The sequence below is a fragment of the Rhodoligotrophos defluvii genome (assembly GCF_005281615.1).
Lineage (GTDB): Bacteria > Pseudomonadota > Alphaproteobacteria > Rhizobiales > Im1 > Rhodoligotrophos > Rhodoligotrophos defluvii.
This window is the reverse complement of record NZ_SZZM01000003.1, coordinates 579,755-605,421: the sequence shown is the minus strand read 5'-3', so window position 1 is coordinate 605,421 and position 25,667 is coordinate 579,755. Positions and strand designations below refer to the sequence as shown.

Annotated in this window: 21 protein-coding genes; 12 read left to right on the top strand and 9 right to left on the bottom strand. The window is 65.5% G+C overall.

Annotated features, from left to right (window positions below; translation table 11 throughout):
* Window positions 1-1,294: monovalent cation:proton antiporter-2 (CPA2) family protein (locus E4P09_RS17060; RefSeq protein ID WP_137390790.1), on the bottom strand; the 1,294-nt coding region annotated here is incomplete at its 3' end.
* Window positions 1,295-1,422: 128 nt separating this feature from the next.
* On the opposite strand from E4P09_RS17060, the gene dnaE reads away from it, so the two are divergent.
* Entirely contained in the window at window positions 1,423-4,878 is a 3,456-nt protein-coding gene (gene dnaE, locus E4P09_RS17055) for a DNA polymerase III subunit alpha (protein ID WP_137390789.1), read from the top strand.
* Between the two features lie 247 nt (window positions 4,879-5,125).
* Here dnaE and E4P09_RS17050 read toward each other — a convergent pair whose 3' ends face one another.
* Together E4P09_RS17050 and E4P09_RS17045 are read right to left on the bottom strand one after the other, a co-directional pair.
* On the bottom strand, window positions 5,126-5,995 hold the full coding sequence (locus E4P09_RS17050; protein ID WP_137390788.1) for an HpcH/HpaI aldolase/citrate lyase family protein: 870 nt from the start codon (window positions 5,993-5,995) through the stop codon (window positions 5,126-5,128).
* Between the two features lie 3 nt (window positions 5,996-5,998).
* A complete protein-coding gene (locus tag E4P09_RS17045; RefSeq protein WP_137390787.1) occupies window positions 5,999-6,463 on the bottom strand; it encodes a MaoC family dehydratase in 465 nt (154 codons plus the stop codon).
* Between the two features lie 285 nt (window positions 6,464-6,748).
* Between E4P09_RS17045 and E4P09_RS17040 the strand changes: the two genes are divergently transcribed.
* The 3 genes from E4P09_RS17040 to E4P09_RS17030 all read left to right on the top strand — a co-directional run bounded on the left by E4P09_RS17040 (window position 6,749) and on the right by E4P09_RS17030 (window position 9,778).
* Complete coding sequence (locus tag E4P09_RS17040) at window positions 6,749-7,120, top strand: response regulator (RefSeq protein ID WP_170984477.1); 372 nt, start codon at window positions 6,749-6,751, stop codon at window positions 7,118-7,120.
* 129 nt (window positions 7,121-7,249) lie between these two features.
* On the top strand, window positions 7,250-8,485 hold the full coding sequence (locus tag E4P09_RS17035) for an MFS transporter (protein ID WP_137390785.1): 1,236 nt from the start codon (window positions 7,250-7,252) through the stop codon (window positions 8,483-8,485).
* Window positions 8,486-8,626: 141 nt separating this feature from the next.
* Window positions 8,627-9,778: a DUF2336 domain-containing protein gene (locus E4P09_RS17030; RefSeq protein ID WP_170984476.1), complete on the top strand. Its 1,152-nt coding sequence runs from the start codon at window positions 8,627-8,629 to the stop codon at window positions 9,776-9,778.
* A 21-nt stretch (window positions 9,779-9,799) separates the two neighbouring features.
* Here the strand turns inward: E4P09_RS17030 and E4P09_RS17025 are convergent, their stop codons facing one another.
* From E4P09_RS17025 to metA, 6 genes are all read right to left on the bottom strand, one after another.
* Window positions 9,800-11,863 carry an NADH:flavin oxidoreductase gene (locus E4P09_RS17025; protein ID WP_137390783.1) on the bottom strand — a complete coding sequence of 688 codons (2,064 nt, stop codon included), beginning with the start codon at window positions 11,861-11,863 and terminating at the stop codon, window positions 9,800-9,802.
* An 82-nt stretch (window positions 11,864-11,945) separates the two neighbouring features.
* On the bottom strand, window positions 11,946-13,121 hold the full coding sequence (locus tag E4P09_RS17020; protein WP_137390782.1) for a vWA domain-containing protein: 1,176 nt from the start codon (window positions 13,119-13,121) through the stop codon (window positions 11,946-11,948).
* A 5-nt stretch (window positions 13,122-13,126) separates the two neighbouring features.
* On the bottom strand, window positions 13,127-14,215 hold the full coding sequence (locus tag E4P09_RS17015; protein WP_137390781.1) for a YcjF family protein: 1,089 nt from the start codon (window positions 14,213-14,215) through the stop codon (window positions 13,127-13,129).
* A complete protein-coding gene (locus E4P09_RS17010) occupies window positions 14,212-15,672 on the bottom strand; it encodes a YcjX family GTP-binding protein (RefSeq protein WP_239025242.1) in 1,461 nt (486 codons plus the stop codon). The genes E4P09_RS17015 and E4P09_RS17010 overlap by 4 nt, the downstream gene beginning before the upstream one ends.
* Window positions 15,673-15,675: 3 nt before the next feature.
* On the bottom strand, window positions 15,676-16,197 hold the full coding sequence (locus E4P09_RS17005; protein WP_137390780.1) for a SixA phosphatase family protein: 522 nt from the start codon (window positions 16,195-16,197) through the stop codon (window positions 15,676-15,678).
* A 32-nt stretch (window positions 16,198-16,229) separates the two neighbouring features.
* The gene (gene metA, locus E4P09_RS17000) at window positions 16,230-17,189 is read right to left on the bottom strand and encodes a homoserine O-acetyltransferase MetA (protein ID WP_137390779.1); all 960 of its coding nucleotides are present in this window, start codon (window positions 17,187-17,189) and stop codon (window positions 16,230-16,232) included.
* A 258-nt stretch (window positions 17,190-17,447) separates the two neighbouring features.
* Here metA and E4P09_RS16995 point away from each other — a divergent pair, with 258 nt between their 5' ends.
* The 8 genes from E4P09_RS16995 (at window position 17,448) to mraY (ending at window position 25,662) form a co-directional block, all read left to right on the top strand.
* Window positions 17,448-17,720 (top strand): hypothetical protein, encoded by a 273-nt coding sequence (locus tag E4P09_RS16995; RefSeq protein WP_137390778.1) that lies wholly within the window; start codon window positions 17,448-17,450, stop codon window positions 17,718-17,720.
* 95 nt (window positions 17,721-17,815) lie between these two features.
* Window positions 17,816-18,307 carry a hypothetical protein gene (locus E4P09_RS16990; protein ID WP_137390777.1) on the top strand — a complete coding sequence of 164 codons (492 nt, stop codon included), beginning with the start codon at window positions 17,816-17,818 and terminating at the stop codon, window positions 18,305-18,307.
* 198 nt (window positions 18,308-18,505) lie between these two features.
* Complete coding sequence (gene rsmH, locus E4P09_RS16985) at window positions 18,506-19,531, top strand: 16S rRNA (cytosine(1402)-N(4))-methyltransferase RsmH (protein ID WP_137390776.1); 1,026 nt, start codon at window positions 18,506-18,508, stop codon at window positions 19,529-19,531.
* Entirely contained in the window at window positions 19,525-19,875 is a 351-nt protein-coding gene (gene ftsL / locus E4P09_RS16980; RefSeq protein ID WP_137390775.1) for a cell division protein FtsL, read from the top strand. Before rsmH ends, ftsL begins: the two co-directional genes overlap by 7 nt.
* Entirely contained in the window at window positions 19,872-21,596 is a 1,725-nt protein-coding gene (locus E4P09_RS16975) for a peptidoglycan D,D-transpeptidase FtsI family protein (protein WP_137390774.1), read from the top strand. Before ftsL ends, E4P09_RS16975 begins: the two co-directional genes overlap by 4 nt.
* A 20-nt stretch (window positions 21,597-21,616) precedes the next feature.
* Window positions 21,617-23,086, top strand: a complete 1,470-nt coding sequence (locus E4P09_RS16970) for a UDP-N-acetylmuramoyl-L-alanyl-D-glutamate--2,6-diaminopimelate ligase (RefSeq protein ID WP_137390773.1) — start codon at window positions 21,617-21,619, stop codon at window positions 23,084-23,086.
* Entirely contained in the window at window positions 23,079-24,503 is a 1,425-nt protein-coding gene (locus E4P09_RS16965) for a UDP-N-acetylmuramoylalanyl-D-glutamyl-2,6-diaminopimelate--D-alanyl-D-alanine ligase (protein ID WP_137390772.1), read from the top strand. Before E4P09_RS16970 ends, E4P09_RS16965 begins: the two co-directional genes overlap by 8 nt.
* A gap of 70 nt (window positions 24,504-24,573) precedes the next feature.
* Window positions 24,574-25,662, top strand: a complete 1,089-nt coding sequence (gene mraY, locus E4P09_RS16960) for a phospho-N-acetylmuramoyl-pentapeptide-transferase (protein WP_137390771.1) — start codon at window positions 24,574-24,576, stop codon at window positions 25,660-25,662.
* Window positions 25,663-25,667 lie beyond the last annotated feature (5 nt).

Below are 25,667 nucleotides of genomic sequence, written 5' to 3'. Positions count from 1 at the left end.
GCGCGGGCCCTGCCGTCGCGGCCGGCGCGCTCGTCTCCGGCGCGGCCATGCGCCGGCCGCGGCGTGCCTCCAGGCGCGCTTCGAGGCGTGGCCCCCAGCGGTCGATCGCGGCGAAGAACAGCGGATTGGCCAGGATGGAGAGGATGGCGCCGGCCAGGATCAGATCGCGCCCTTCTTCGGGCAAGAGGTTCAAGTTGACGCCCAAGGCCGCCAGAATGAACGAGAATTCCCCGATCTGGGCGAGGCTGGCCGAGATCATCAGCGCGGTCGGCACCGGATAGTTGAAGACGCGCATGATAGCGAAGGCGCCGATCGACTTGCCGAGCACGATGATGAGGAAGGTCGCGATGACCGGCAGCGGGTCGCGGATGATGATCATCGGGTCGAACAGCATGCCGACCGATACGAAGAACAGCACCGCGAAGGCATCGCGCAAGGGCAGCGTCTCTTCCGCCGCCCTATGGGAGAGCTCCGACTCGCTCAGCACCATGCCGGCAAAGAAGGCGCCCAGGGCGAAGGACACACCGAACAGGGTGGTCGCGCCATAGGCGACGCCGAGCGAGATGGCGAGCACCGCCAGCCGGAAGAGCTCGCGCGAGCCCATATGCGCGATGCGGTGCAGCAGCCAGGGCACGGCGCGCCGGCCGACAATCAACATGAGCGCCACGAAAGCCGCCACTTTGCCCAAGGTGATCGCGACGGTCTCGAGAATGTCGCGGGAGCGCAGCGGGGCGCGCGCGCCGGTCTCGCCTCCTTCCAGGCTGATCAACAGGCCGGCTATGGCGGGCAGCAGCACGAGGGTGAGCACCATGGCCAGATCTTCGACGATCAGCCAGCCGACGGCGATTCGGCCGCGTTCGGTTTCGATCAATCGGCGCTCCTGCAGCGCGCGCAGCAGCACCACCGTCGAGGCGACCGACAAGGCCAGCCCGAACACGAGACCGGCGCCCAACTTCCAGCCCATGAGACTGCCAAGGCCAATGCCCAGGAGGGTTGCGATGGCGATCTGGGCGAGGGCACCCGGGACCGCAATGGCGCGCACCGACATCAGGTCCTTGAAGGAGAAATGGAGGCCGACACCGAACATCAGCAGGATGACACCGATTTCCGCCAGCTCGGTCGCCATCTGCAGGTCCGCCACGAAGCCGGGCGTGAACGGGCCCGACATGATGCCGGCGATGAGATAGCCGACCAGCGGCGACACCCTGAGCCTGTTGGCAAGGGCGCCAAGCAGGAAAGCCAAGACAAGGCTCCCCACGAGCGTCGTGATGAGCGGCGTGTGGTGCACAAGCATCCTTGTAAAATCGCTTTTTGGCGGGAAGGGCAGCCGTGACAAGGGCCCTCTAATCACCATGCAATATGGCCTGGGAAAATGGCAAAAACAAATTCGTCTCTCGGGGCGCTCTGGTTAATATGCGGCCCATGACTGCCGAGCCTGCCGCCGTTCCCTTCGTCCATCTGCGTGCGCATTCCGCCTATTCGCTGCTCGAAGGGGCGTTGCCGGTCAAACGGCTCGCCGGTCTGTGCAAGAGCATGCGGATGCCCGCACTGGCGCTGACCGATAGCAACAACCTGTTCGGCGCGCTGGAATTTGCAAGCGCCATGGCGGGCGCCGGCATCCAGCCCATCGTCGGCATCAGCCTGAATGTCGACTTCGAGGACGCGTCCGACCGCGGACCGCGCGGCAACGGCATGGCCAAGCCGCTGCCCATCCTGGCGCTCCTGGCCAAGAGCGCCGAGGGATATCGCAACCTCATGGTGCTGTCGAGCCGCGCCTTCCTCGATACGGCGGACGCCCATAGCGCGCACGTGAAGCTCGCGCTGCTGGCCGATCACGCGGAAGGGCTGATCTGCCTCACCGGCGGGCCGCGCGGGCCGGTGAACGAAGCCTTGGTGGCGGGCAATGGGGAGCTCGCGCAGCAGCGGCTCGACCAGCTCGTCGCGATGTTCGGCGATCGGCTCTATGTGGAGCTGCAGCGGCACGGGATGGACGAGGAGCGGATCGCCGAGCCGGACCTCGTCGGGCTTGCCTATGATCTGGACCTTCCGGTGGTGGCGACCAACGAGCCGTTCTTCGCCACGCCGGACGATGCGGCGGCTCATGACGCGCTGATCTGCATCGCCGAGGGCACGGTGCTCGTGACCGAGGACCGCCGCCGCCTCACCCCGGAGCATTATTTCAAGTCGCCCGCGGAAATGGCCGCCCTGTTTGCCGATATCCCTGAGGCGATCGCCAGCACCGTGGAGATTGCCCGCCGCTGCGCCTTCATGCCGAAAGGGCGTGCGCCGATCCTGCCGCGTTATTCCACGGACAGCGGCGAGGTGAGAGACGAGGCGGAGGAGCTGCGGGTCCAGGCGCGGGCAGGCCTGCGAAACCGGCTCGCGCGCCATGGGCTCGCGGAGGGGCACACCGAGCAGGAATACTGGGAACGCCTGGAGTTCGAGCTCGACGTGATCGTGGGGATGCAATTCCCGGGCTACTTCCTGATCGTTGCCGACTTCATCAAGTGGGCGAAATCGCGCGGCATTCCGGTCGGACCGGGCCGCGGCTCGGGCGCGGGCTCGCTCGTGGCCTGGGCGCTCACCATCACGGACCTGGACCCGCTGCGCTTCAACCTGCTGTTCGAGCGCTTCCTCAACCCGGAACGCGTGTCGATGCCGGATTTCGACATCGACTTCTGCCAGGAGCGGCGGGATGAGGTGATCGCCTATGTGCAGCAGAAATACGGTCGCGATCAGGTCGCGCAGATCATCACCTTCGGCAAGCTGCAGGCGCGCGCCGTGTGCCGCGACGTGGGCCGCGTGCTGCAGATGCCCTATGGGCAGGTCGACCGGCTGTGCAAGCTGATCCCCAACAACCCGGCCAATCCGATCAGCCTTAAGGATGCGATCGACGGCGAGCCGCGCCTGCAGGAGGAGCGCGACAAGGACGAGACCGTGCGCGCCATGCTGGAGATCGGTCAGAAGCTCGAAGGCCTCTATCGGCATGCCTCGACCCATGCGGCGGGCGTGGTGATCGGCGACCGGCCCTTACAAGAGCTGGTGCCGCTTTACCGCGATCCCCGCTCCGACATGCTCGTGACCCAGTTCAACATGAAATGGGTGGAGCAGGCGGGCCTGGTGAAGTTCGACTTCCTCGGCCTCAAGACGCTGACCGTGCTGCAGAAGGCATGCGCGCTCATCCAGCGCCGCGCGCCCGATTTCGACCTCGACCGCATCCCCTTCGACGACACCAATACGTACCGCATGCTGAGCCAGGGCGATACGGTCGGCGTGTTCCAGCTGGAAAGCTCGGGTTTCAAGGACCTGCTGCGCAAGGCGCAGCCGAGCGTGCTCGAAGACATCATCGCGCTGGTGGCGCTCTATCGGCCGGGGCCGATGGACAACATTCCGAAGTATCTCGCCGCCAAGCACGGCGAGGAGGCGCCGGAATTCCTGCACGAGACCGTGACGCCGATCACCGCGGACACTTACGGCGTCATCATCTACCAAGAACAGGTGATGCAGATCGCCCAGGTGCTCTCCGGCTATTCCCTGGGCGAGGCCGACCTCCTGCGCCGCGCCATGGGCAAGAAGATCAAGGCGGAGATGGACCAGCAGAAGGCCCGCTTCGTCGAAGGCGCGGTCGCCAAGGGCGTGGACAAGGCGCAGGCCGAGTTCATCTTCGAGCTGGTGGCCAAGTTTGCGGGCTATGGCTTCAACAAGTCCCATTCCGCCTGCTACGGGCTGATCGCCTATCAGACCGCCTACCTCAAGGCGAATTATCCCGTCGAGTTCCTCGCGGCGTCCATGAGCCTGGACGTGGGCAACACCGACAAGCTCGACCTGTTCCGCCGGGAGGCGCAGCGGCTGAAGGTCAAGATCGATCCGCCCGACATCAATGAATCGGACGTGGACTTCGTGGTGAAGGACGGCCGCATCCGCTATTCCCTCGCGGCGCTCAAGAATGTCGGCCGCGGGGTGGTCGAGCATATCGTGCGGCTGAGAAGCGAGGGCGGGCCGTTCACCAGCCTTGCCGATTTCGTGCAGCGCATCGACCCGCGGGTGGTGACCCGGCGGGCACTGGAGAGCATGGTCCGCGCCGGCGCGCTCAGCGTGTTCAATCCGAACCGCGCGCAGCTCCTGGCGGGGCTCGATGCGATCATGTCCATGGCGGAGCGCACCGCGGAGGATGCGGCTTCCGGCCAGAATGACCTGTTTGCCGGCGGCGGGGCCGATGCGATCGACGTGCCGCTGCCGCAGGTCGAGCCGTGGCTGCCGATGGAGCAGCTTTCCCAGGAATTCGACGCGGTCGGCTTTTATCTCTCAGGTCATCCGCTGGACGACTACATGGCGCCCCTGGCGAAGATCGGCGTGGAGACGTGGGTCTCGTTCGCGGAGAAGGTGAAGACGAAGGGCGCGCCTGCGGGTCGGCTGGCGGGCACCGTCACCTATCGGCAGGAGCGGCGCTCGAAGAGCGGCAACCGGTTCGCCTTCGTCGGCTTTTCGGACCCGACCGGCCAGTTCGAGGCGGTGGTGTTTTCGGACCAGCTCAGCCAGATGCGCGATTTGTTGGAGCCGGGAAGCGCGGTGCTGCTGCGGGTGGAGGCGGAGTCCGACGGGGACGACTTGAGGCTGCGGCTGCTCGCAGTCGAGCCGCTGGACAAGGCGGCGGCGAATATGAGCCTAGGGCTCGAGATCGCCGTCCGGGAGACCGTTTCGGTCGATAGCCTGGCAGCGCGATTGACCAATGGCGGGCGGGCGCCGGTCCGTCTCAGGGTGCTGGTGGATGCCTCGCGCGAAATCGAGATCGCGCTCGGCAACCGGTTCACGGTGACGCCCCAGATCAAGGCGGCGATCAAAGCCATACCCGGGGTGCTCGAGGTGCGCGACCTCTAGAGCGCTTCCGCTCTTCTTCGAATCGCGGAAGCATTCCAGGTTTTGCCTGGTCGCGTTTTCTTCACGCGAACCGGTACCCACTTCGCTCGAAAATACTCTAAAACGCTGTCGCTCTTGAGCATTTGGTTCGAAAACGCTTGGAATGCGAGTCGTTGCAAGGCCTTGGCACGGGACTTTCAGAAACAGAGTCGCCGTGTTGAGAAAGTGAATCCGATATCCCGAGCAACCGCGCAGTTCGCCGTGGAGATCAGCGCCCGGCGCGGGCCAGCAGGCGCTGTGCATGCAGCAAGTGCGGCCGGTCCAGCATCTCGCCGTTGAGCCCGATCACGCCGGCATCGCCGGCCGCGGCAAAGGCATCCACAATGGCTTGGGCGCGGGCCACCGCTTGGGGCGAGGGCGAGAACATCTCGTTGATGATCGGCACCTGGTCGGGGTGGATGGCCATCTTTCCGGTGAAGCCGTCGCGCAGGGCTTCATCGCATTCCTGCTTGAAGCCGGCTTCGTCGCGGAAGTTGGGAAATACCGTATCGATGGGCTCCACCCCGGCGGCAACGGCGGCAAACAGGCACAAGGACCGAGCGAGGCGAAATGGCTCGGTATGCCGCCCATCGGGGCTGCGGTTGTCGCGGGCGCCGATGTCGGCGCGCAGATCCTCAGCGCCCCAGGTCAGCGCCGCAAGCCGCGGGCCGGCGCTGGCATAGGATGGCAGGCCGAAGATGGCTTTCGCCGTCTCGGTCGCGACCACGATGATCCGGGTCGCCCCGCGGTGGTCGGAGGGCTCGACGCCGCCGATCATGGCCGAGAGGCGGCGCACGCAGCCGGCACCCTCGGCTTTGGGCAGCATGATGCCGTCCACCCGCAGGCCGCGGAGGCATTCGAGGTCGGCCGCGGTGAGGCCGGTATCGAGCGCGTTCACCCTGACGTAAAGTCGGGGCATCTCCGCCTGGGAGCGGTCGGCGAGGCCCTGGAGCGTCTCGCGGAGGAGCTCGCGCGCCGCTGGCTTTGCGGCCGCAGCAACAGAGTCCTCGAGGTCGAAGATGATCACATCGGCCCCGCAGGCCAATGCCTTCTCGATCTTGCGGGTGCTATCGGCCGGCACGAACAGCAATGAGCGCATGGGTCAAGCCTCCGGGCGCGGCGCCTTCCGCATGAAGGCCTGTCGCCGACAGGTGGCGACCAGCACGTCATTCTGGTTATAGGCGCGATGCTCGAATTCGATTATGCCAGCATCGGGGCGCGACTTACTTTCCCGCTTGGCGATCACCTCGCTCTGCACATGAACAGTGTCGCCGTGGAACAGCGGGTGAGGGAAGCGCACGTCGGTCATGCCCAGATTGGCGATGGTGGTGCCGATGGTGGTGTCATTGACGGAAATGCCGATCATGAGACCCAGGGTGAAGAGGCTGTTGACCAGGGGTTGGCCCCACTCGGTCTGCGTCTCGCAGAAGTGCCGATCGATGTGCAGCGGCTGTGGGTTGAGCGTCATGTTCGAGAACAACATGTTGTCGCTCTCGGTAACCGTGCGCCGCAACAGATGATTGAAGACCTGGCCGATCTCAAACTGCTCGAAATATAGTCCACCCATTCCCGTCCTCTTGCAGGCGCGCAGATGCGCGTGAGTCGTCGCTTCCTTGGCGTTGAGTCGAGGGCGAGTATGAGCACCTTGCCGCGACTTTTCCACATTCGTGTTTTGCACAGATTTTTAACCACGCCACTATCGTTTTGAATTTAAAGAAAAAATATCGCGTCGTCTCCTGTGGATATGCCGTTAACCTTTCATTAAAGAGGCAATCCCTAGGACTCGTCCCGGGCGTTGAGGTGCTGATGTTAGCGTCTTGAACGCTCGGGGAGCAGGTGAATGACCCATTGCTTGATCATCGCAGGCACGGCGAGCACTCGGCACGAACTGGCCTCGATGCTGAGCACGTATGGTTTTTCGCTGGATTATGCGGAAACGCCGGAGCAGGCGCTTCTGGCTTGTCTGCAGCGCATGCCCGATCTCATCATGCTTCCCGACGCGCTCGGCTCCATGAACAGCGTGGAGTTCCTTCAGCGCCTGCAGCGCATTCGCCGCGGCAGGTCCCCGGCCGTGCTGGTTTGTGCACGTGAAGCGAGCGCATCTTCGATCGGTCAGGCGATCTGGGAGGGCGCGGCCGAGTGCCTGCTGCAGCCATTCGACGCCGATATTCTTGACTTCAAGCTCCGTCAGGTCGGTATCGTGCGCCGCGATGTCGCGGCTTAGAGGCAGCTGTCGCAGCCGGCAGCCGCTTCCGACAGGGGAAGCGTCGGTGGTATCGAAGCAGTTCGGGGGCATCTGCGCAATTCGATAGCTTGGCCGCAGCAGCGGATAGGTTTCACCCGGGAAGACCCAATGTTTCTGGACGGTGTACGCTCCGTTTGGGCGCTCCTTCTCGGGGTGGCGCTGCTCTCGCTCGGCAATGGCTTGCAGGGCACGCTGCTCGGCGTGAGGGCTTCGATCGAGCATTTCGGCCCGGCGGTGACGGGCGTGGTGATGTCCGCTTATTCCGTGGGGCTGCTGATCGGCTCTTTCTTCACCCCACGGCTGATTTCCTATGTGGGGCACATCAGGGTCTTTGCGGCCTTTGCGTCCATCTCCTCGACGGCCGTGCTCATGTTCCCGGTGCTGGTGGAGCCGCTTTCATGGTTCATTACGCGGGCCGCGGTCGGCTTTTGTGTGTCCGGCCTGTTCATCGTGGCGGAGAGCTGGCTCAACGCGGTTTCCAACAACCGGAACCGCGGCCAGATCCTTTCGGTCTATATGATCGTGAGCTATTCCTGCATCGGGCTTGGCCAGTTTCTGCTGAATATCGCGAGCCCCAGCGGTTTCGTGCTGTTCGTGGTGGTCTCGGCGCTCGTCTCGATCGCCATGGTGCCGATGACCCTGGTGCGAATCTCCGCGCCCGACATTCTGCGCCCGCGCGGCGTCGGCATTGCCGAGCTCTATCGCCGGTCGCCGCTCGGAGTGGTCTGCGCCTTCGCCAACGGGCTCGGCCAGGGAGCTTTCTTCAGCATGGGCGCGGTTTATGGGACGCTGTCGGGCCTCACCGTGGCGCAGGTCTCCATTCTGATGGCGCTGCCGCCGCTGGCCGTGATCCTCTCCCAGTTTCCCATCGGCTATATTTCCGACCGCAGGGATCGGCGGACGGTGCTCACGGTGCTGGCCTTCGCCGCGGCTGCGCTCGCCATCGCCTGCTTTCCCGCGGCGCGTGTCGGCGCCGACCTGCTGATCGTGATCTTTTGCCTGTTCGGAGCGCTGGCCCTGCCTCTCTACTCGGTGGCCTTGTCTCACGCCAACGACAATCTCGATCCCGATCAGATCCTCGGGGCAAGCGGCAAGCTGGTGCTGGTCTATGGGGTGGGGGCCATTACAGGACCGCTGGTGGCGGGCCAGGTGATGGGCACGTTCGGGCCGCAAGCCTTTCCAGGGTATCTGGCGGCGGTCTACGCGGGCATCGGCGCCTTTGCCCTCTATCGCATGTCGCGCCGCGCCGCGCCGCCGCCCAAGAGCGAATTCGTCCTCGTCAACCCGCGGGGTGAGCCGCTCACGCGCGGCAGCATGGCGGCTCAAACTCAGGAGGGCGCATGACCCGGGGCACGCGTCGCGGCCGATGCCCCATGCGATGAGCACTTTTCGTTAAGGTAAACGGTTCCTTAACACTTGCTTGCAATCATCTTCTCCCAGTGCGGATGAACTTACCGAAATCAGGATTTCTCCTGGGGGATGCGCATGTCGAAAAAGAGTGCCATCGGTTTGGACCTCGATTTCTTGACACGCGTGGCGGAAGATCCATCGCCCTATCAGCGGATGAAGCTTGCGACCGAGCTTGCGGCCTTCGTCTGCAATCACGCCAACACCAAGGCGGAACGCGATGCCGTGCTGCCCATTGTGCTGAAGCTCGCCAATGACGAAGCCATTACGGTTCGCCGCGCCATTGCCCAGGAGCTGGAACTTGCGCCCAGCGTGCCTCCGGATATCGCTTTTGCGATTGCAGCGGACGAGGACGAGATCGCACTGCCTTTCCTGTCGTCCTGCCCGGGACTGAGCGACGGCACGCTGGTGGCCGTCGCCCGGATTGGCGATGACGCGCGCCTGTGCGCGATTGCGCGCCGCCAGAACTTGCCGCGCCATGCGCTTGCCGTGCTTATCAAGTTCGGCTCGGCCAAGGTCTGCCGGGAGCTTCTGAAGAACGACAAGGTCACTATTCCGGTGGAGGGCTACCGCACGATCATGGCGCGCTTTGCCTCGGTGACCTCCGTGTGCGAAGCGATGCGGCGGCGTCAGGACCTGCCGGTGGAGATCCGCATTAAGCTCGCTCAGATCAACAACGACCGGGTCAAGGTGGTGCTGGCGCGGCAGGGCTGGGTCGACGACAGCCGTTTGGACGAGCTCGTGTCGGAAGCGGAAGACCACACCTTCCTGCAGATCGCCCATGGGCTCGATGCGGCCGATCTGGAGGCGATGGTGCGCTATCTCTCTGCCAACCGGCTGTTGACGGGGTCGCTGGTGTGCCGCGCGATCTGCCATGGCGAGATTGATTTTGTCATCGAAGCACTCACCCAGCTGGCCGGCATGCCGCGCCGGCACGTGGCCAATGTGCTGGCCACGGGCAATGCCGCCGGGCTTGCAATCATATGCGAGCAGGCGCAGCTGCCCGATCCTTGCCGCGAGCTGCTGCAGCTGGCACTGGAATGCGGCATCAGCGGCGATGGGGACGGCAACGCCTTCGCCCACGAACTGGTCGAGGCGGCGGTGCGGCGCGGCAAAGGGCGCATGAGCGAGGATCTCGCCGCCATTCTCGCGCTGATCGGCAATTTCGGGCCCGAGGAGATCAAGCCGATTACCGAGCGGCTCATCTCTTCTCCGCCACGGGCGGCGTAGATTCGCACGCGCTGCAAGGACTCATAGATCCTTGCACAGCCTGAGCGCATCATAGATGGCGGCGTGAATATTGCGGGAGGCGACCGCATCGCCGATGCGGAACAGCTGAAAGGATCCCTGTGGATTGCTGCGGATCGCCTGCGGGTGACCGGAGATCAGCGCATCGTAATCCACCGCACCGCGGTTCACGGAGCGGTCCTTGAGGGTGAAGTAGAGCTCGTCGAGGGGCAGGGTTCCATGCTCCACGACCACCTGGTCGACCAGCCGCTCGCCAATGTCCTGCTCGGCATAGTCGCTGGCGAGGGCCACGGCGAGCTTGTTGCCCTCGCGGCGGATCGCGCGGACGGTGGTGCCAATGGTCAGCCGCGCGCCGTGCCGCTGCAGCGCGGCGAGATAAGGCACGAGATTCATGCCGCCCACATCGGGGAAGAACATGCGCTCCGGCGTCACCAGCTCGAGGGATGCGCCCTGCTCGACCAGGAACTGGGCGGCGGTGAGCCCGGGATGGGCGCCGTTGTCGTCGTAAAGCAGCACCTCTTCGGCCGGTTTCACGTCGCCTGACAGGATGTCCCAGGTGGACACCGCCAGGTCGCCGCCTTGTTCGATCGGCGGGTGCTGGGGCAAGCCGCCAGTTGCGACGATCACGAGGTCGGGGTCTTGCGCCAGAACATCGACAGTATCGGCCAAGTGGTTGAAGCGCATGGCGATCCCAAGCGCCTCCAGGCGAGCCATGCGCCAGTCGACGATGCCGATGAATTCCTTGCGGCGGGCCAGCTGGGCGATGAGCCGGATCTGCCCGCCCGGCTTGTCGGCCGCCTCGAACAGAGTGACGGCATGGCCGCGCTCGGCCAGCACGCGCGCTGCCTCCAGGCCGGCAGGACCTGCGCCCACCACCACCGCCTTCAGCCCGCGTTTTTCGGCTGGCGGAATGACGTGAGGCATGGTGGCCTCGCGGCCCGTGGCGGCATTGTGAATGCACAGCGCTTCGCCGGCCTCGTAGATGCGGTCCAGGCAGTAGGTCGCGCCGACGCATGGACGGATCTCGTGCTCGCGGCCCTGCTCGATCTTCCGCACGATGTGCGGATCGGCGATATGGGCGCGAGTCATTCCGACCAGGTCGAGCTTGCCCGAGGCCACGGCGTGCCTGGCCGTGGCCACGTCGCTGATGCGGGCGGCATGGAAGACTGGGAACTTGGTTGCTGCTTTCACCTCGCCGGCAAAATCGAGATGGGGCGCCGCGCGCATGCCATGTACGGGGATGACCTTGGTCAGGGCGGGGTCGCTGTCGATATGGCCGCGGATCACGTTGAGGAAATCGATCTGGCCGGTGCCGATCAGACGGCGGGCAATCTCCAGCCCCTCCTCGCGGGTGAGGCCTTGGCGCCAGTCCTCGTCGACAACCAGCCTCAAGCCGACAATGAAATCGGGCCCGACCGCCTCGCGCACGGCATCCAGCACCCGGTAGGTGAAACGCAGGCGGTTGTCGATGCTGCCGCCATAATCGTCATGGCGCTTGTTGGTGGCGGGCGACCAGAACTGGTCGAGCAGATGGCCATAGGCCTCGAACTCGATGCCATCCAGGCCAGCGGCCTGCATGCGCTGGGCGGCGCCGGCGTAATCGGCGATGATCCGTTCGATGTCCCAGTCCTCGATGGTCTTGGGGAAGGCCCGGTGCGCCGGCTCGCGCACGGGGGAGGGGGCGAGCACCGGCAGCCAGTCCGCCTTGTTCCAGCCGGTGCGGCGGCCGAGATGGGTGAGCTGGATCATCACCGCGCAGCCATGCTCGTGACAATCATCGGCGAGCCGGCGCAGATGGGGCACGATCTCGTCCCTGTAGGCGAGCAGGTTGCCGAAGGCGGGCGGGCTGTCGCGGGCGACGGAGGCCGAGCCCGCGGTCATGGTCATGGCGATGCCGCCCTTGGCCTTCTCCACGTGATAAAGCCGGTAGCGCTCGCCCGGCATGCCGTTACCATCGTGGTAATTGGGTTCGTGGGCGGTGGAGATGATGCGGTTTTTGAGGGTGAGGTGCTTGAGCTGGTACGGTTGTAGGAGCGGGTCATTCGAGCGGACGAGCGTCGTTGCCATTCTTTGTCCCTCGCCATCGGCTGATTTGAACGACAGTTTAGCGAGGCTCGTGTCGCTGGGCGAGAGCGGCTGAGGCGTTCCGTCAGCGCGAGAGCTCGCGCATGGCTTCGTCCAGCCCTTCCAAGGTCAGCGGGTACATACGCTCGCCGAACAGGCGCTGGATGAGGCTGATGGATGGCGTATAGCCCCAGTAGTTCTCGTTCGTCGGATTGAGCCAGACCGCCTTGGGGTAGATGTCGAGCACCCGCTGCAGCCACACCGCGCCGGCTTCCGGGTTCATGTGCTCGACCGAGCCGCCGGGATGGGTGACCTCATAGGGGCTCATGGAGGCATCGCCGACGAAGATCACCTTGTAGTCGGCGGGATAGGTGTTGAGCACGTCCCAGGTGGCGATGCGCTCCACATGGCGGCGGCGATTATCCTTCCACACGGTCTCGTAGAGGCAATTGTGGAAGTAGAAATATTCGAGATGCTTGAACTCGGTGCGCACTGCCGAGAACAGCTCCTCGCAGAGCGCGACATGGGGGTCCATGGAACCGCCCACGTCGAAGAAGATCAGCACCTTCACCGCATTGTGGCGCTCGGGCACGAAATTCAGGTCGAGATAGCCCTTGCGGGCCGTCGCGTGGATGGTGCCGTCGAGATTGAGCTCCTCCGCCGCCCCGGTGCGGGCGAATTTGCGCAGGCGCCTCAGGGCGATCTTGATGTTGCGGGTGCCGAGCTCGACCGTGTCGTCGAGGTCGCGGAACTCGCGCTTGTCCCATACCTTGATGGCGCGGTTATTGCGGTTTCCATCCTGCCCGATGCGCACCCCTTCCGGGTTGTAGCCATAGGCGCCGAAGGGAGAGGTGCCGGCGGTGCCGATCCATTTGCTGCCGCCCTGGTGCCGGCCCTTCTGCTCCTCGAGCCGCTTCTTCAGCTCCTCCATGATCTTGTCCCAGCCGCCGAGGCTTTCGATCAGCGCCTTCTCCTCGTCGGTGAGGTATTTCTCGTTGAGCTTGGTCAGCCATTCCTCGGGAATATGGGCGATCGCATCCTCGGGGATGAAGTCGATGCCCTTGAAGACATGGCCAAACACCTTGTCGAAGCGGTCGAAGTTGCGCTCGTCCTTCACCAGGGTGCTGCGGGAGAGATAGTAGAAATCCTCCACGCGATATTCAGTGCAGCCCGCATCCAACGCTTCCATCAGCGTCAGATATTCGCGAAGCGAGACCGGCACGCCGGCGGCCTTGAGGCTGGTGAAGAAATTCACGAACATGGAGGTCAAGGTATCCTGGAAGCATCGCGCTCGACAAGGGCGCCGGCGGCCGGGCCTTGGGGCTGGGTGCCGTGGGGCGTCGCATCCTGGGACTGTTCCGGCCCGTCCTCGTCGGGGGTGCCGGCGACATCGCCGATGCGGCCGGCAATGCTGGACAGGCTGGGCCGGCGCAGGGTCTCGAACGGGAGCGGCCGCACCACGTCCATGGCGGCAAGGCCGATGCGGGCCGTCATGATGCCGTTGACCGCGCCTTCACCCAGCCTCGCCGAGATACGCCCCGCAATGCCGCGGCCAATGATGTGCTGCAGCACCGTGTCGGAGAAGGCGATCGATCCCGTGACGGCCAAATGGGTCACCACCATGCGGGTGAGCTTGATGGTGCCGAGGAGGTGGGGCCGGGCGCCGTAGAGGGTGGCGAGCCCGCGCAGCATGACCAGGTTCTGGGCGCCCACGAACAGCACGTCGAGCACGGCTGCGGGCGTGACCGCGGTGAGGATCGAGATGCGCCGGGCCGAGCGGGCGATGAGGCCGGCCGCATCGCGGTCGAGCTCGGACATCAGCATGCGTTCGGCGAGCTTCACCCGGTCGCGCGGGTCCATGATCTCGCGGTCATATTCAGCAAAGCTCGTGAGGGCCTGGGCCATGTCGCGCCGACCGGAATAGAGGCTCCGCAGGCTGCCGACGGTGCTCGCGGCATCGCTCGCACTGTCCTGGCGGATGGCGCGCTCGGCAATGGTGCGGATCTCGCCCATCTTGGCCAGGCGGGAAAGGCCCCAGATCTCGCGCAGTATGATGCTGATCGCGGCGACCCCCGCCAGCACGGCGAGAGAAAAAGCCAGCCAGCCGAGCCAATCCTGGCGGGCGAACAGGTCTTCGACAAACCGGTAGGCGGAATAGCCGATGGCCATGGTGATCAGGCCGCCGACGGACGACAGGAACAGCGCGCCCCAACGGATGCCTTTGCGCCGTCCCGCGAGGTGCCGCAGCACCTCCGGCTGTTCGGAAGGCGGAGGCGGCGGGGGTGGCGGCGGCGGTGCTGTGAACACCCTGGGCTGCCGCACCGGCCGCGGCGGCGCTGTATCGTCTCGGCTCATGCCAGGAAGTCCGACAGCAGGAAGTTGAGCGTGCGGTCGAGCCGGATATGCGGAAAGCTGGGCCCGAGGTCCCAACGACTCGCGTCGATCATTGGCGGCCGAAAGCGGATGAAGCGGACCTGGCCCTCGACGGCACCGGCCAAGGCGTCATCGGGATTGTCCGGCAGGTCGCCGGGAAAGATCGCCGCCTCGCGCTCGCCGTCGAAATACTCGTTGCCCAGCCGCTCGCCGGCCTGGGGCACGCCGACGATGCAGGGCAGCCGCTCGCCGTCCTCCAGGATCTCCGCCTCGCGGGTAGCGCGTATCGCGGCAAGCGCGGTCACCTCGACATCGGCGCCGGCGAACGCGGCGTGCTCGGTGGCCTTCTGCACCAGCCGGCTGGCGATCGCCTCCAGCCGATCGTGGCTGGTATGGTGGAGATAGTCCGCCTTGGTGGCCGCGATCATGATGCGGTCGATGCGGCGGCCGAACATGCTGGCGAGCGGGTTGGCGCGGCCGTGACGGAACGCCAGGAGCACATCGGTGAGCGCCCGGCCGAGATCGCTCACCGCCTCCGCCCCGGCATTGAGGGCGGCGAGCGCGTCCATCAGCACGATCTGCCGGTCGAGACGGGAGAAGTGCTCGCGAAAGAACGGCCGCACGACATGGCGCACATAGGCGTCATAGCGGCGCGCCATCATGGCCCAATAGGAGCCCTTGGGCGGGGTTCCCTCCGACGGCACGTCGAGAGGCGCGAAGGTGAGCAGGGGCGAGCCCTCGAGATCGCCTGGCATGAGAAACCGGCCGGGCGGCAGGAAGGAGAGGGCGACCTGGTCGTCACGACAAGCGATGAGAAAGCGGCGGAAGGCGTCGGCGGACTTCACGGCCAGGGGCTCATCGGCCGGGCTTTGCGGGTCGCGCGCGGTGAGCAGCGCATGCCACTCGCCGGCGTGGGCGCTGGTGGTGGGACGGCGGCTTGCGGCGATCATCTCGGCCGACCAAGCCTCGTAGCTCAGATCGAGCAGGGGCAGGTCGAGCAGCCATTCGCCGGGATAATCCACGATATCGATGTGCAGCCGGTTGCGGCCGAGCCGGCGGGCAAGCTGACCACGCGGCAGGAACTCGACCGTGAGCCGCAGCTGGCTCATGCGGCGGGTGCTTTCCGGCCAGTGGCGGTCCTTGCCGATCAAAGCCTCTACATGATCCTCATAGGCGAAGCGGGGCACAGCATCGTCGGGCTGCGGCTCCAGATAGGCGCGGATGATGCGCTGTTCCGCTTGGGGATCGAACAGAGGCAGTCTGCCGCCATGCAGCAGATTGTGCACGAGCGCGGTGATGAACACCGTCTTGCCCGAGCGGGAGAGGCCGGTTACCCCCAACCGCAGGGAAGGGTTGCCAAAGGCACTCGCGTAATCGGCGAGCTCGCTCAGCGCGATGAGGCCTCGGTCGGTCAGCTTGCCCAGGGTGGAACGTGCCACGGCTTATACCCCAAGATCCCGCGGGGTCGTGAAGCTCACCATCTCGCCGGTGCCGGGCGCGAGCGCGGCCCAGGTGCCGATGGCGAAGTCGAGCACGAGGAGGGCGGCCGTCGGATATTTCGCGGCCACCCGGCTGCGGACCGGGCTGAGGTTGGGCCGCCCGAGGCTGAGGGCGGCGCCGGCCAAGCTGGGATTGTGGCCGACGACCAGGAGAGGCGAGGGCGCGCCGATCACCGCCTTGACCACATCGATTATCGCGTCGCCGTCCCCGAAGTCATAGAGATCGTCGATGAAGCGCGTCTCGATCTCGCGGGGAAATGCCCGGGCTGCAAGGGCCAGGGTCGTCCTTGCACGCACCGCGGGCGAGCAGAGGATCAGTTCGGGAACGAGATCCTTGTCGGCCATGTAAAGGCCCATGGCCGGGGCCGCCTTGCGGCCGCGACCATTCAGCGGACGCTCGCTGTCGGAAAGGTCGGCATCCGCCCAGCTGGATTTGGCGTGGCGCAGGAGCATCAGGCGCAGCATAAGTCATGCTCCTGTGGGAGGAGCGGGCGCCCTCAGGAGGCGCGCCGCACGGGTTCGCCAGCTGGGGCGCTGTTTGTCCGGCCGATTTCTTCGACGTTGAAGGGCGTGGTCTGGTAGACCTCGTTGATCCAGTTGCCGAACAGCAGATGCGCGTGGCTGCGCCAGCGGTTTTCCGGCACCGCGGTCGGGTCGTCGCCGGGATAGTAGTTGCGCGGCAGGTTGATCGGCTTGCCGGCGTTGCGGTCGCGCCAATACTCATCGCCCAGGCTGCGGCTATCATATTCCAGGTGGTTGAACATATAGAGCGCGCGGCGCGGCCCGTCGTGCACCAGGCAGAGACCCGTCTCGTCCGACTCCATCAGCACCTCGATACCGGCATTTTTGGGCAGGTCCTCGCGGCGGTTCTCGGTCCAGCGGGAGACCGGCACGGCGAAGTCGTCAGAGAAGCCGCGCAGATAGGGCGAGGACGGCTTCAGGTTCTTGTGCCGGAATACCCCGAATGCCTTCTCCTTGAGCTCGTATTTGGGCACGCGGTGGAAATGCCACAGGGCTGCCTGCGCACCCCAGCAGATCGCGAACATCGAGTGCACATTGGTCTGCGTCCACTCGAAGATGCGGGTGAGCTCGCGCCAATAGGTGACGCTCTCGAAATCAAGCAGCTCGACCGGCGCGCCGGTGATGATGAAGCCGTCGAACTTCTCTTCCCGGAGCGCCTCCCACGGGCGGTAGAAGGTGAGCATGTGCTCGGTCGGCGTGTTCTTGGGCGTGTGGCTCGAAAGCGACATCAGCGACAGCTCGACCTGCAGGGGCGTGGCGCCCACGAGCCGGGCAAACTGCGTCTCGGTCCGCTCCTTGTTGGGCATGAGGTTCAAGAGCGCGATGCGCAGCGGACGCACATCCTGGCGGATGGCGTCGTCCTCGGTCATCACCATGACGCCCTCGTTCTCGAGGGTCGTGCGGGCGGGCAAATCATTGGGGATCTTGATCGGCATCCCTCGGCCTTTCCTCAACGCCGCTGGAGGCGGCGGGGCTTGCAATTCCCGATGATTTAAGACCTTCCCCGGATTCCCGCAACCCTCGCGGTTGAATAGGGCGTGCGGTGGCGATCCTGGGATTGGGAGGGAATAATTTACCCCGTCCGCGAGGCTCAATCGCAGATCATGCCAGGTTCCTGTACTGCTATTTACACAATCGACTCATTTTCTGTGGCAGGTTTTGCTGGTCGTGTGACTTGAGCTTGGAGGGAACGGATGAGATTACCAAAATCGACAGTGGCAGCCGTCCTGGGGATGGCCATCATAGCGAGCAGCCTGGCGCCAGCGCCGGCGCAAGCTCACAAGGCCGGCGCGTTCGTGGGCGGCCTGGTGGCCGGCGCGGTGATCGGCGGCGCCGTGGCTTCGGCCTCGAGGCCTTATTACTACAAGCGTCCGAAGGTCTATTACGGGCCCGCTTGCGGCTATTATCCCTATCCGCCTTGCGGGCCGGTCTATGCGCCACCGCCGCCCTACTACTATCCGCGCTAGCAGTGCTTTGCCCCGGGTGCGTCCGGGTTCTGAGTTTCATCCATAGACCATGTGCGGGCAATGTGGCTCGAGATGGTTTCAGGGGGATATGATCCATGATCAGAGTGATTTTGGCGGCCGGGCTGCTTTCGGCAGCTTTTCTCGCACCGGCTCTCGCCCAGACGACAACCACCGCCACGCCAAGTGCACCGCAGCCGACCCAACCGGCGGCGGCGACCGGCCAAGAGCCGCCGCAGGAGATGATGGACGCGCTGAAAGCGCTCCACTGCACCGTCGACAAGGTGACGGTCTGCAGCAAGGACGGCTGCCAGGACTCGCAGAGCTTCGGCGAGATCCCCCTGCCGGCCAAGATGCTGGCGGATCCGGAGCGCCGCATTCTCGCCGGCGTCAACAAGGACGGGCTGCCGCATATCACGCCGATCCAGCTCTACAGCCAGACCGACCACGATCTTGCAGCGCAGGGAACCGATGGCGCGGTCACCTGGATGCTCCTGGCCGACCGGCAGGACGACACGATGACCTTTTCGGCCGCTTCCGACCATACGGTGCTGAACGGCTTCGGCACCTGCAAGGACGTGGACGAGTAAGGCGGGTCGGCGACGGCTGGCGGGGCAGGGAATCCGGTCGCCCCACCGGCTGGCTCGTCCGCAACAGAAACCCGCGCAAGCTCGCCGTCGCAACCGATTGTTAAGCCTGTTCGGCGCAGAGTGCTAACCGCCGGTTAATTGCTGATTGGGATCTGCCTGAGCCGGGTCGCGGTCCGAGGTCTGTCGTCGAGTTCTTTCATGTCTGCCTTCACGAACGCGGGGAAATCAGGCGGTCATGTGCCGGTGTTGCTGGCCGAGGTGCTGGCTGTCCTGGCCCCTGGGCCCGGGGAGATCTTCCTCGATGGCACCTTCGGCGCGGGGGGGTACAGCCGCGCCATTCTGAATGCGGCGCCGGACACCCGGGTGCTCGCCATAGATCGGGACATACACGCGATCCGCGAAGGCGAGGCTCTCGTTACGCAGTATCCGGACAGGCTCAAGCTGGTCCCTGGCCGGTTCAGCGAGATGGAGGCGCTGGCGAAAAGCGCCGGGGCAGACCAGATGGACGGTGTCGCGCTCGACGTTGGGGTGTCATCCATGCAGCTTGACCGGCCGGAGCGCGGCTTTTCCTTCCTGGCCGACGGGCCGCTGGACATGCGCATGGGGCGCGATGGCCCGTCCGCCGCGGACGTGGTCGCGGCATGTTCCGAGCGGCAGCTGGCCGACATCGTTTTTTATCTGGGTGAGGAGCGGAAATCGCGTGCGATCGCCCGCGCCATCGTCAAAGCGCGTGCCGAGGCGCCGATCGTGCGGACGCTGCAGCTGGCGGACATCGTGGAGGGAGCCGTGGGCGGCCGGCGCCCGCAAGACCGGATCCATCCGGCAACCCGCACCTTCCAGGCCTTGCGCATTCTCGTGAATGACGAGCTCGGCGAGCTGGCGCGCGGGCTTGGCGCCGCCGAACGGCTGCTCAAGCCCGGCGGCCGCCTGGCGGTCGTGTCGTTCCATTCGCTGGAAGACCGTATCGTGAAGCGCTTCTTTGCGACGCGGACGGGGCAGACCCCACGTGCATCGCGCCATCTGCCGGAAACCGGGCGGGCCGAGCCGAGCTTCGCTGCCATCGGCCGTGGCGCAACCACGGCTGGCGAGGCGGAGATTGCCGCGAATCCGCGTGCCCGCTCCGCCAAGCTGCGGGCCGGCCGGCGCACGCAGGCGCCCGCCTTGCCCGTGGACCTCGCGGAGATGGGCGTGCCGGCCGTCGCGCTGGAGCCATTGCCATGCTGAGGATCATCAACGGCATATTGGTGGCCTGCCTCATGGGCGTGGCGTTCTGGCTCTATCAGCTCGAGTATCAGGCGCGGGTCGCCGAAGACGAGATTGCCGCGCTCAAGCGGCAGATGACCGGCGAGTATGAGGCGATCAGGCTGCTCCGGGCCGAATGGGCGAGTTTGACCCGGCCGCAGCGCATCGAGGAGCTGGCGCGCAAGCATCTCACCCTGGCGCCCCTCAAGCCGGAACAGATCATTCCCGCACGGGACATCACAAGGGCTATTCCGGAGTTCGACCGCTTCCGCAAGCCGGATCAGGACGGTGATCCCATTGCCAATCTGCTCGAGGGACTGGAATGACGGGTACGAGCCCCAACGCGCACGAAACCATTCAAGCGCTCGCCGCCCGCAAGCTGGCCGAAGCAGCCTTCGGCGTACAGCTCAGAGGGCACAAGCGGGCGCGCCTCGTGATCATCTTCTTTCTCATCGCCTTCTCGGCGGTGGCGGTGCGCTTGGGCCAGCTTACGATCGGCATGCCACGGCCTGTGGAGGTGGGGCGCCAGGCAGACGACAAGATTCCGCGACCGGAGATCGTCGACCGCAATGGGGAGCTGCTCGCCACGGATATTCAGGTCGCCTCGCTGTTCGCCGATCCGCGCAAGATCATCGACATCGACGAAGCGGTGGAACAGCTCACCGCCAACCTGCCGCGGCTCGATCCCGCCGAGGTCCGTCGCCGCCTGTCCGACCACAAACGGGCCTTCGTGTGGCTCGCCCGGCAGATCAGCCCGGAGGAGCAGGCGATCATCCACAATCTCGGCATTCCCGGCGTCGGCTTCCGCTGGGAACGGCAGCGGCTCTATCCCAATGGGCGCCTCGCCAGCCACGTGCTCGGGTTCGTCGACATCGACAATCGCGGCATTGCGGGCATCGAGCGCTATCTGGACGGCCAGGGCCAGATCCTGGTGGCGGCGCTGGCCGATCCGCTGGAAGCCAAAACGGGGCCGGTGGCGCTCTCGCTCGATCTGCGCGTCCAGTATGCCATGACGGAGGAGCTGCAGAAGGCCATGGAGAAGTTCATGGCGCTGGCGGCGGCCGGCGTGGTGATGGACGTCAATACCGGCGAGATCATCGCCATGGCTTCGCTGCCCGACTTCAACCCGAACGACCCGCGCGAGGCCCTGGACAAGAACCACATGAACCGCCTGACCACGGCAGTCTACGAGATGGGGTCGACCTTCAAGACGGTGACCTTCGCCATGGCGTTGGACAACGGCATCAGCATGCAGTCGCGCTGGGATGCGCGCGGCTCGCTGGTCATCGGCCGCTCGCGCATCGGCGACTTCCGCGGCGAGAACCGCGTTCTGAGCCTGCCGGAGGTGTTCACCTATTCCTCGAATATCGGCACGGCACGCATGGCGCTCGACCAAGGAATCGAGCGCCATCAGGCATTCCTGCGCAAGCTCGGTTTCTTCGACCGGCTGCAGACGGAGATCCCTGAATCCGCCTCGCCGCTGGTGCCGACCCGCTGGGGCAAGATCTCGACGGCGACCATTTCCTTCGGCCATGGGATGTCGGTGGCGCCCCTGCGGCTCCTGTCGGCGGTCGCGGCCTTCATGAACGGCGGCAGGCTGGTCCAGCCGACATTCCTCAGGAAGGACCCGACCCTGATGGAGGACAGTGCGCCGCAAGTGATCAAGCCGGAAACCTCCGATAAGATGCGCTGGCTGCTGCGGCAGAACGCGCTGATTGGCAGCGCCAAGAAGGCCAATGTCGAGGGATACCGGATTGGCGGCAAGACCGGGTCGGCGGAAAAGGTGTTGAACGGCCGCTACAGCAAGGGAAAGAACGTCACCAATTTCATCGCCGGCTTTCCCATGGAAAAGCCACGCTATCTGGTGTTCGTGCTGCTGGATGAGCCGCAAGCCTTGAAAGAGACATATGGTTTTAGGACATCTGGCTGGAATGCCGTGCCGACGGGCGGCAAGATCATCGAGCGGATTGCGCCCCTCTTGGGCGTGACGCCGAAATTCGAGGGCAAGGACGCCAACATGACCATAGCCGGTACGGCGGTCGAATGATCGGGGCTGCGAGACAGCACATGCGGCTGGATGCAATCATCGGTTCGGATGCAAGGCTCGAGGCGGCCCATGCCGCGCTCGACGTGAAGGGCTTGACGGCGGATAGCCGGGCGGTGGCGCCCGGCTATCTATTCGCCGCGCTGAAAGGCGTGAAGGCCGACGGCGCCGCATTCATTCCCAAGGCCATAGGCCAGGGTGCGATTGCGGTGCTGACGGACGAGGCGACGGCGGTGGATGCCGGTCCGCTGCCGGTGATCCGGGTGGCAAATCCGCGCGCTGCCCTGGCCCGCGCCGCCGCGCGCTTCTACGGCGCGCAGCCCGCAACGGTGGCCGCGGTCACCGGCACCAACGGCAAGACCTCGGTTGCGGCCTTCACGCGGCAGATCTGGACGGCGCTCGGCCACGGGGCGGCCAGCATCGGGACGGTGGGCATCGTCTCGCCCAAAGGCCAGCGCAAGCTGCAGCACACGACGCCGGACCCGGTGGAGTTGCAGGCGGTGATGGCCGAGCTCGCCCATGACGGGGTGAGCCATGCGGCCATCGAGGCATCGAGCCACGGACTTGCGCAGCACCGGCTGGATGGCCTCCAGGTGAGCGCCGGTGCCTTCACCAATATCAGCCGTGATCACCTGGACTATCATCCGGACTTCGAGGACTACTTTTCCGCGAAGCTGCGCCTGTTCGGCGAAGTGCTGCCGGCGGGTGCTGCCGCGGTGATCAATGCCGACTTCGCCGAGGCGGAACGGGTGATCCGCACAGCCCGCAGACGGGGGCTCGACGTGATCACGGTGGGGCATCGAGGCGAGCGCATCCGCCTCATCGAGCAGCAGCGCAACGCGACCGGGCAATTGCTGCGCATCGCGGTCGACGGCGAGCGGTTCGACGTCGATCTGCCGCTGGTGGGGGACTTCCAGGCCTCCAACGCCCTGGTTGCTCTTGCCCTCGCCATAGCTACCGGCGCTCCCGTCGCGCAGGCCGTCGCAGCGCTTTCTGGCCTCAAAGGGGCGAGCGGCCGGCTGGAACGCGTGACCTCCTTCAACGGGGCGCAGGTGTTCGTCGATTTCGCCCATACGCCAGACGCGCTGGAGAACGCCATTACCGCGCTGCGGCCCTATGCGAGCGGCCGGGTCATCGTGGTGTTCGGGGCCGGCGGCGACCGCGATCCCGGCAAGCGGCCGCAGATGGGGGCCGCCGTCGCACGGCTTGCGGATGTCGCGATCGTCACGGACGACAATCCGCGCTCGGAAGACCCTGCCGCGATCCGCGCCCAGGTGCTGGCCGGCTGCCCCGGCGGCATCGACGGCGGCGATCGCGCCCATGCCATCCGCCTGGGGCTTTCCATGCTCGCGCCGGGCGATATCCTGGTGGTGGCCGGCAAGGGCCACGAGACCGGCCAGGAGATTGCCGGCCGCATACTGCCGTTCAGCGATCAGGAGGAGATCCGGGCGGCGGCCAGAATCCACGACAGAAGCGAGACTGCGAATGGCTGAGGCACTCTGGACTTTGCGCGAGGTCGTCAAGGCTGCTGGCGGGGAGATCATCGGCTCACCGCCCCACGCCTTCACCGGGGTCTCGATCGACAGCCGCACGGTCAGGCCGGGCGAGATTTTCGTGGCCATTCGTGGCGACACCCATGACGGGCACGATTTCGTGTCCGCAGCGCACAAGGCGGGGGCGGGGCTTGCCGTCGTGTCGCGTCAGACGCCGGAAATGGCCGCCGGCGGCGGCTTGCTGGTGGTCGACGACCCGCTGAAGGCGCTGGAGCGCCTGGGGATTGCGGCACGGGCGCGATCCCAGGCACAGATTGTCGCGGTGACCGGCAGCGTCGGCAAGACCGGCACCAAGGAAGCCTTGCGCCTGTGCCTCAGCGCGTCGGGCGAGACGCATGCCTCGGCTGCATCCTACAACAACCACTGGGGCGTGCCGCTGTCGCTTGCCCGTCTGTCGTCGACGGCACGGTTCGCGGTGTTCGAGATCGGCATGAACCATGCGGGCGAGATTACGCCGCTGGTGGCCATGGTGCGCCCGCACATCGCGATCATCACCACCATTGCGCCGGTGCATCTCGGCCCGCTCGGATCGATCGAGGCGATCGCCGACGCCAAGGCCGAGATCTTTACCGGGCTCGAGCCCAAGGGCGTTGCCATCCTCAACCGCGATATCGGGCAGTTCGAGCGCCTCGAGGCCGCTGCGAAGGCCGCAGGGGTCAAGCGGATCGTCACCTTTGGCGAGCACGAGGCGGCGGATGCCCGGCTGAGGCAGGCGGGCGTCAAGGAGATCTGCACAATCGTGCAGGCTCGAATCCTGGGCCAGGACGTGACCTATCGGGTGGGCGCGCCCGGCCGGCACATCGCCGTGAACAGCCTGGCGGTGCTGGCGGCCATCAAATGCGCTGGCGGCGATCTTGCCCTGGGCGCCCTGAAGCTGCGCGAGCTCGAGCCGCCCAAGGGGCGTGGCGCGCGGTTCAAGCTGCGGACGCGCGACGGCGACATCACGGTGATCGACGAGAGCTATAATGCCAATCCGGTGTCCATGCGCGCCGCTCTCGCCCTGCTCGGCCATTCGACGCCCGGCCCCGGGGGGCGGCGGATCGCCGTCATGGGCGACATGCTGGAGCTTGGCCCGGAGTCGCGTCGGTTCCATGGCGACCTCGCAGGGGCGATCGATGCGGCAGGGGTGGATGTGGTCTATGCCTGCGGGCCGGACATGAAGTCGCTGTGGGATGCCCTGCGCCACGACCAGCGGGGATACTATGCAACATCCTCGCAGGATCTGGCCGACCCGCTGCTCGACGGCATACGCGCCGGGGACGTGATTATGGTAAAGGGCTCGCTCGGCAGCCGCATGGGCCTGCTGATCGACGCCCTCCGCCGGAACTTTGCTGAAATCGAGGCCAATGCCGCCTGATAGCGGCGCGCGGGCACGAGCGATACGGACCGACTGACGGTCACGCCAGCCGGGCCTGTGGGGAACAGAGATGCTGTATTACTTTCTGGCGGAGCTCGGGGGACCGTTTCCTGGCCTTAACGTATTCCGTTACATCACCTTTCGTACGGGCGGGGCGATCATGACCGCGCTCGCCTTCGTGTTCCTGTTCGGGCCGAGCCTGATCTCGCTGTTGCGCGTGAAGCAGGGCAAGGGGCAGCCGATCCGGGAAGACGGGCCGCAGCGGCATATCATCGAAAAGCAGGGCACACCAACCATGGGCGGGCTGATGATCCTGTCCGGCATCCTTGTGGCAACACTGCTGTGGGGCGATCTCAGCAATGCCTATGTGTGGATCGTGCTGCTGGTGACCCTGGGGTTCGGCGCGATCGGCCTCTATGACGATTATCTCAAGGTGACGAAGATCTCGGCCAAGGGCTTTTCCGGGCGGTTCCGGCTGCTGCTCGAATGCATGATCGCGGCCGCCGCGACCTATGCCATCATCAGGGTGGGCGAGGCGCCGCTGTCGAGCTCGTTGACGTTCCCGTTCTTCAAGGACGTGGTGGCGCATCTTGGCTGGTTCTTCATTCCCCTCGGCATCTTCGTCATCGTCGGCTGCGGCAACGCGGTGAACCTCACCGATGGGCTCGACGGACTCGCCATCGTGCCGGTGATGGTGGCGGCGGCCAGCTTCGGACTGATCGCCTATCTCGTCGGCAACGCGGTCTTTGCCGATTACCTGCAGATTCATTTCGTGCGCGGCACCGGCGAGCTGGCGGTGCTATGCGGGGCCATTCTCGGCGCCGGCCTCGGCTTCCTCTGGTTCAACGCGCCACCCGCCATGATTTTCATGGGCGACACCGGCTCCCTGTCGCTGGGCGGGGCTCTGGGCGCGATCGCCGTGGCGGCCAAGCACGAGATCGTGCTGGCCATCATCGGCGGCCTGTTCGTCTTGGAGACGGTGTCGGTGGTGGTGCAGGTGGTATCATTCAAGCTGACGGGCAAGCGCGTCTTCGCGATGGCGCCGCTGCACCATCATTTCGAGCAGAAGGGCTGGAAGGAGCCGACCATCGTCATCCGCTTCTGGATCATCTCGGTGCTGCTGGCCCTGATCGGGCTCGCGACCCTCAAGCTGAGGTGACGACG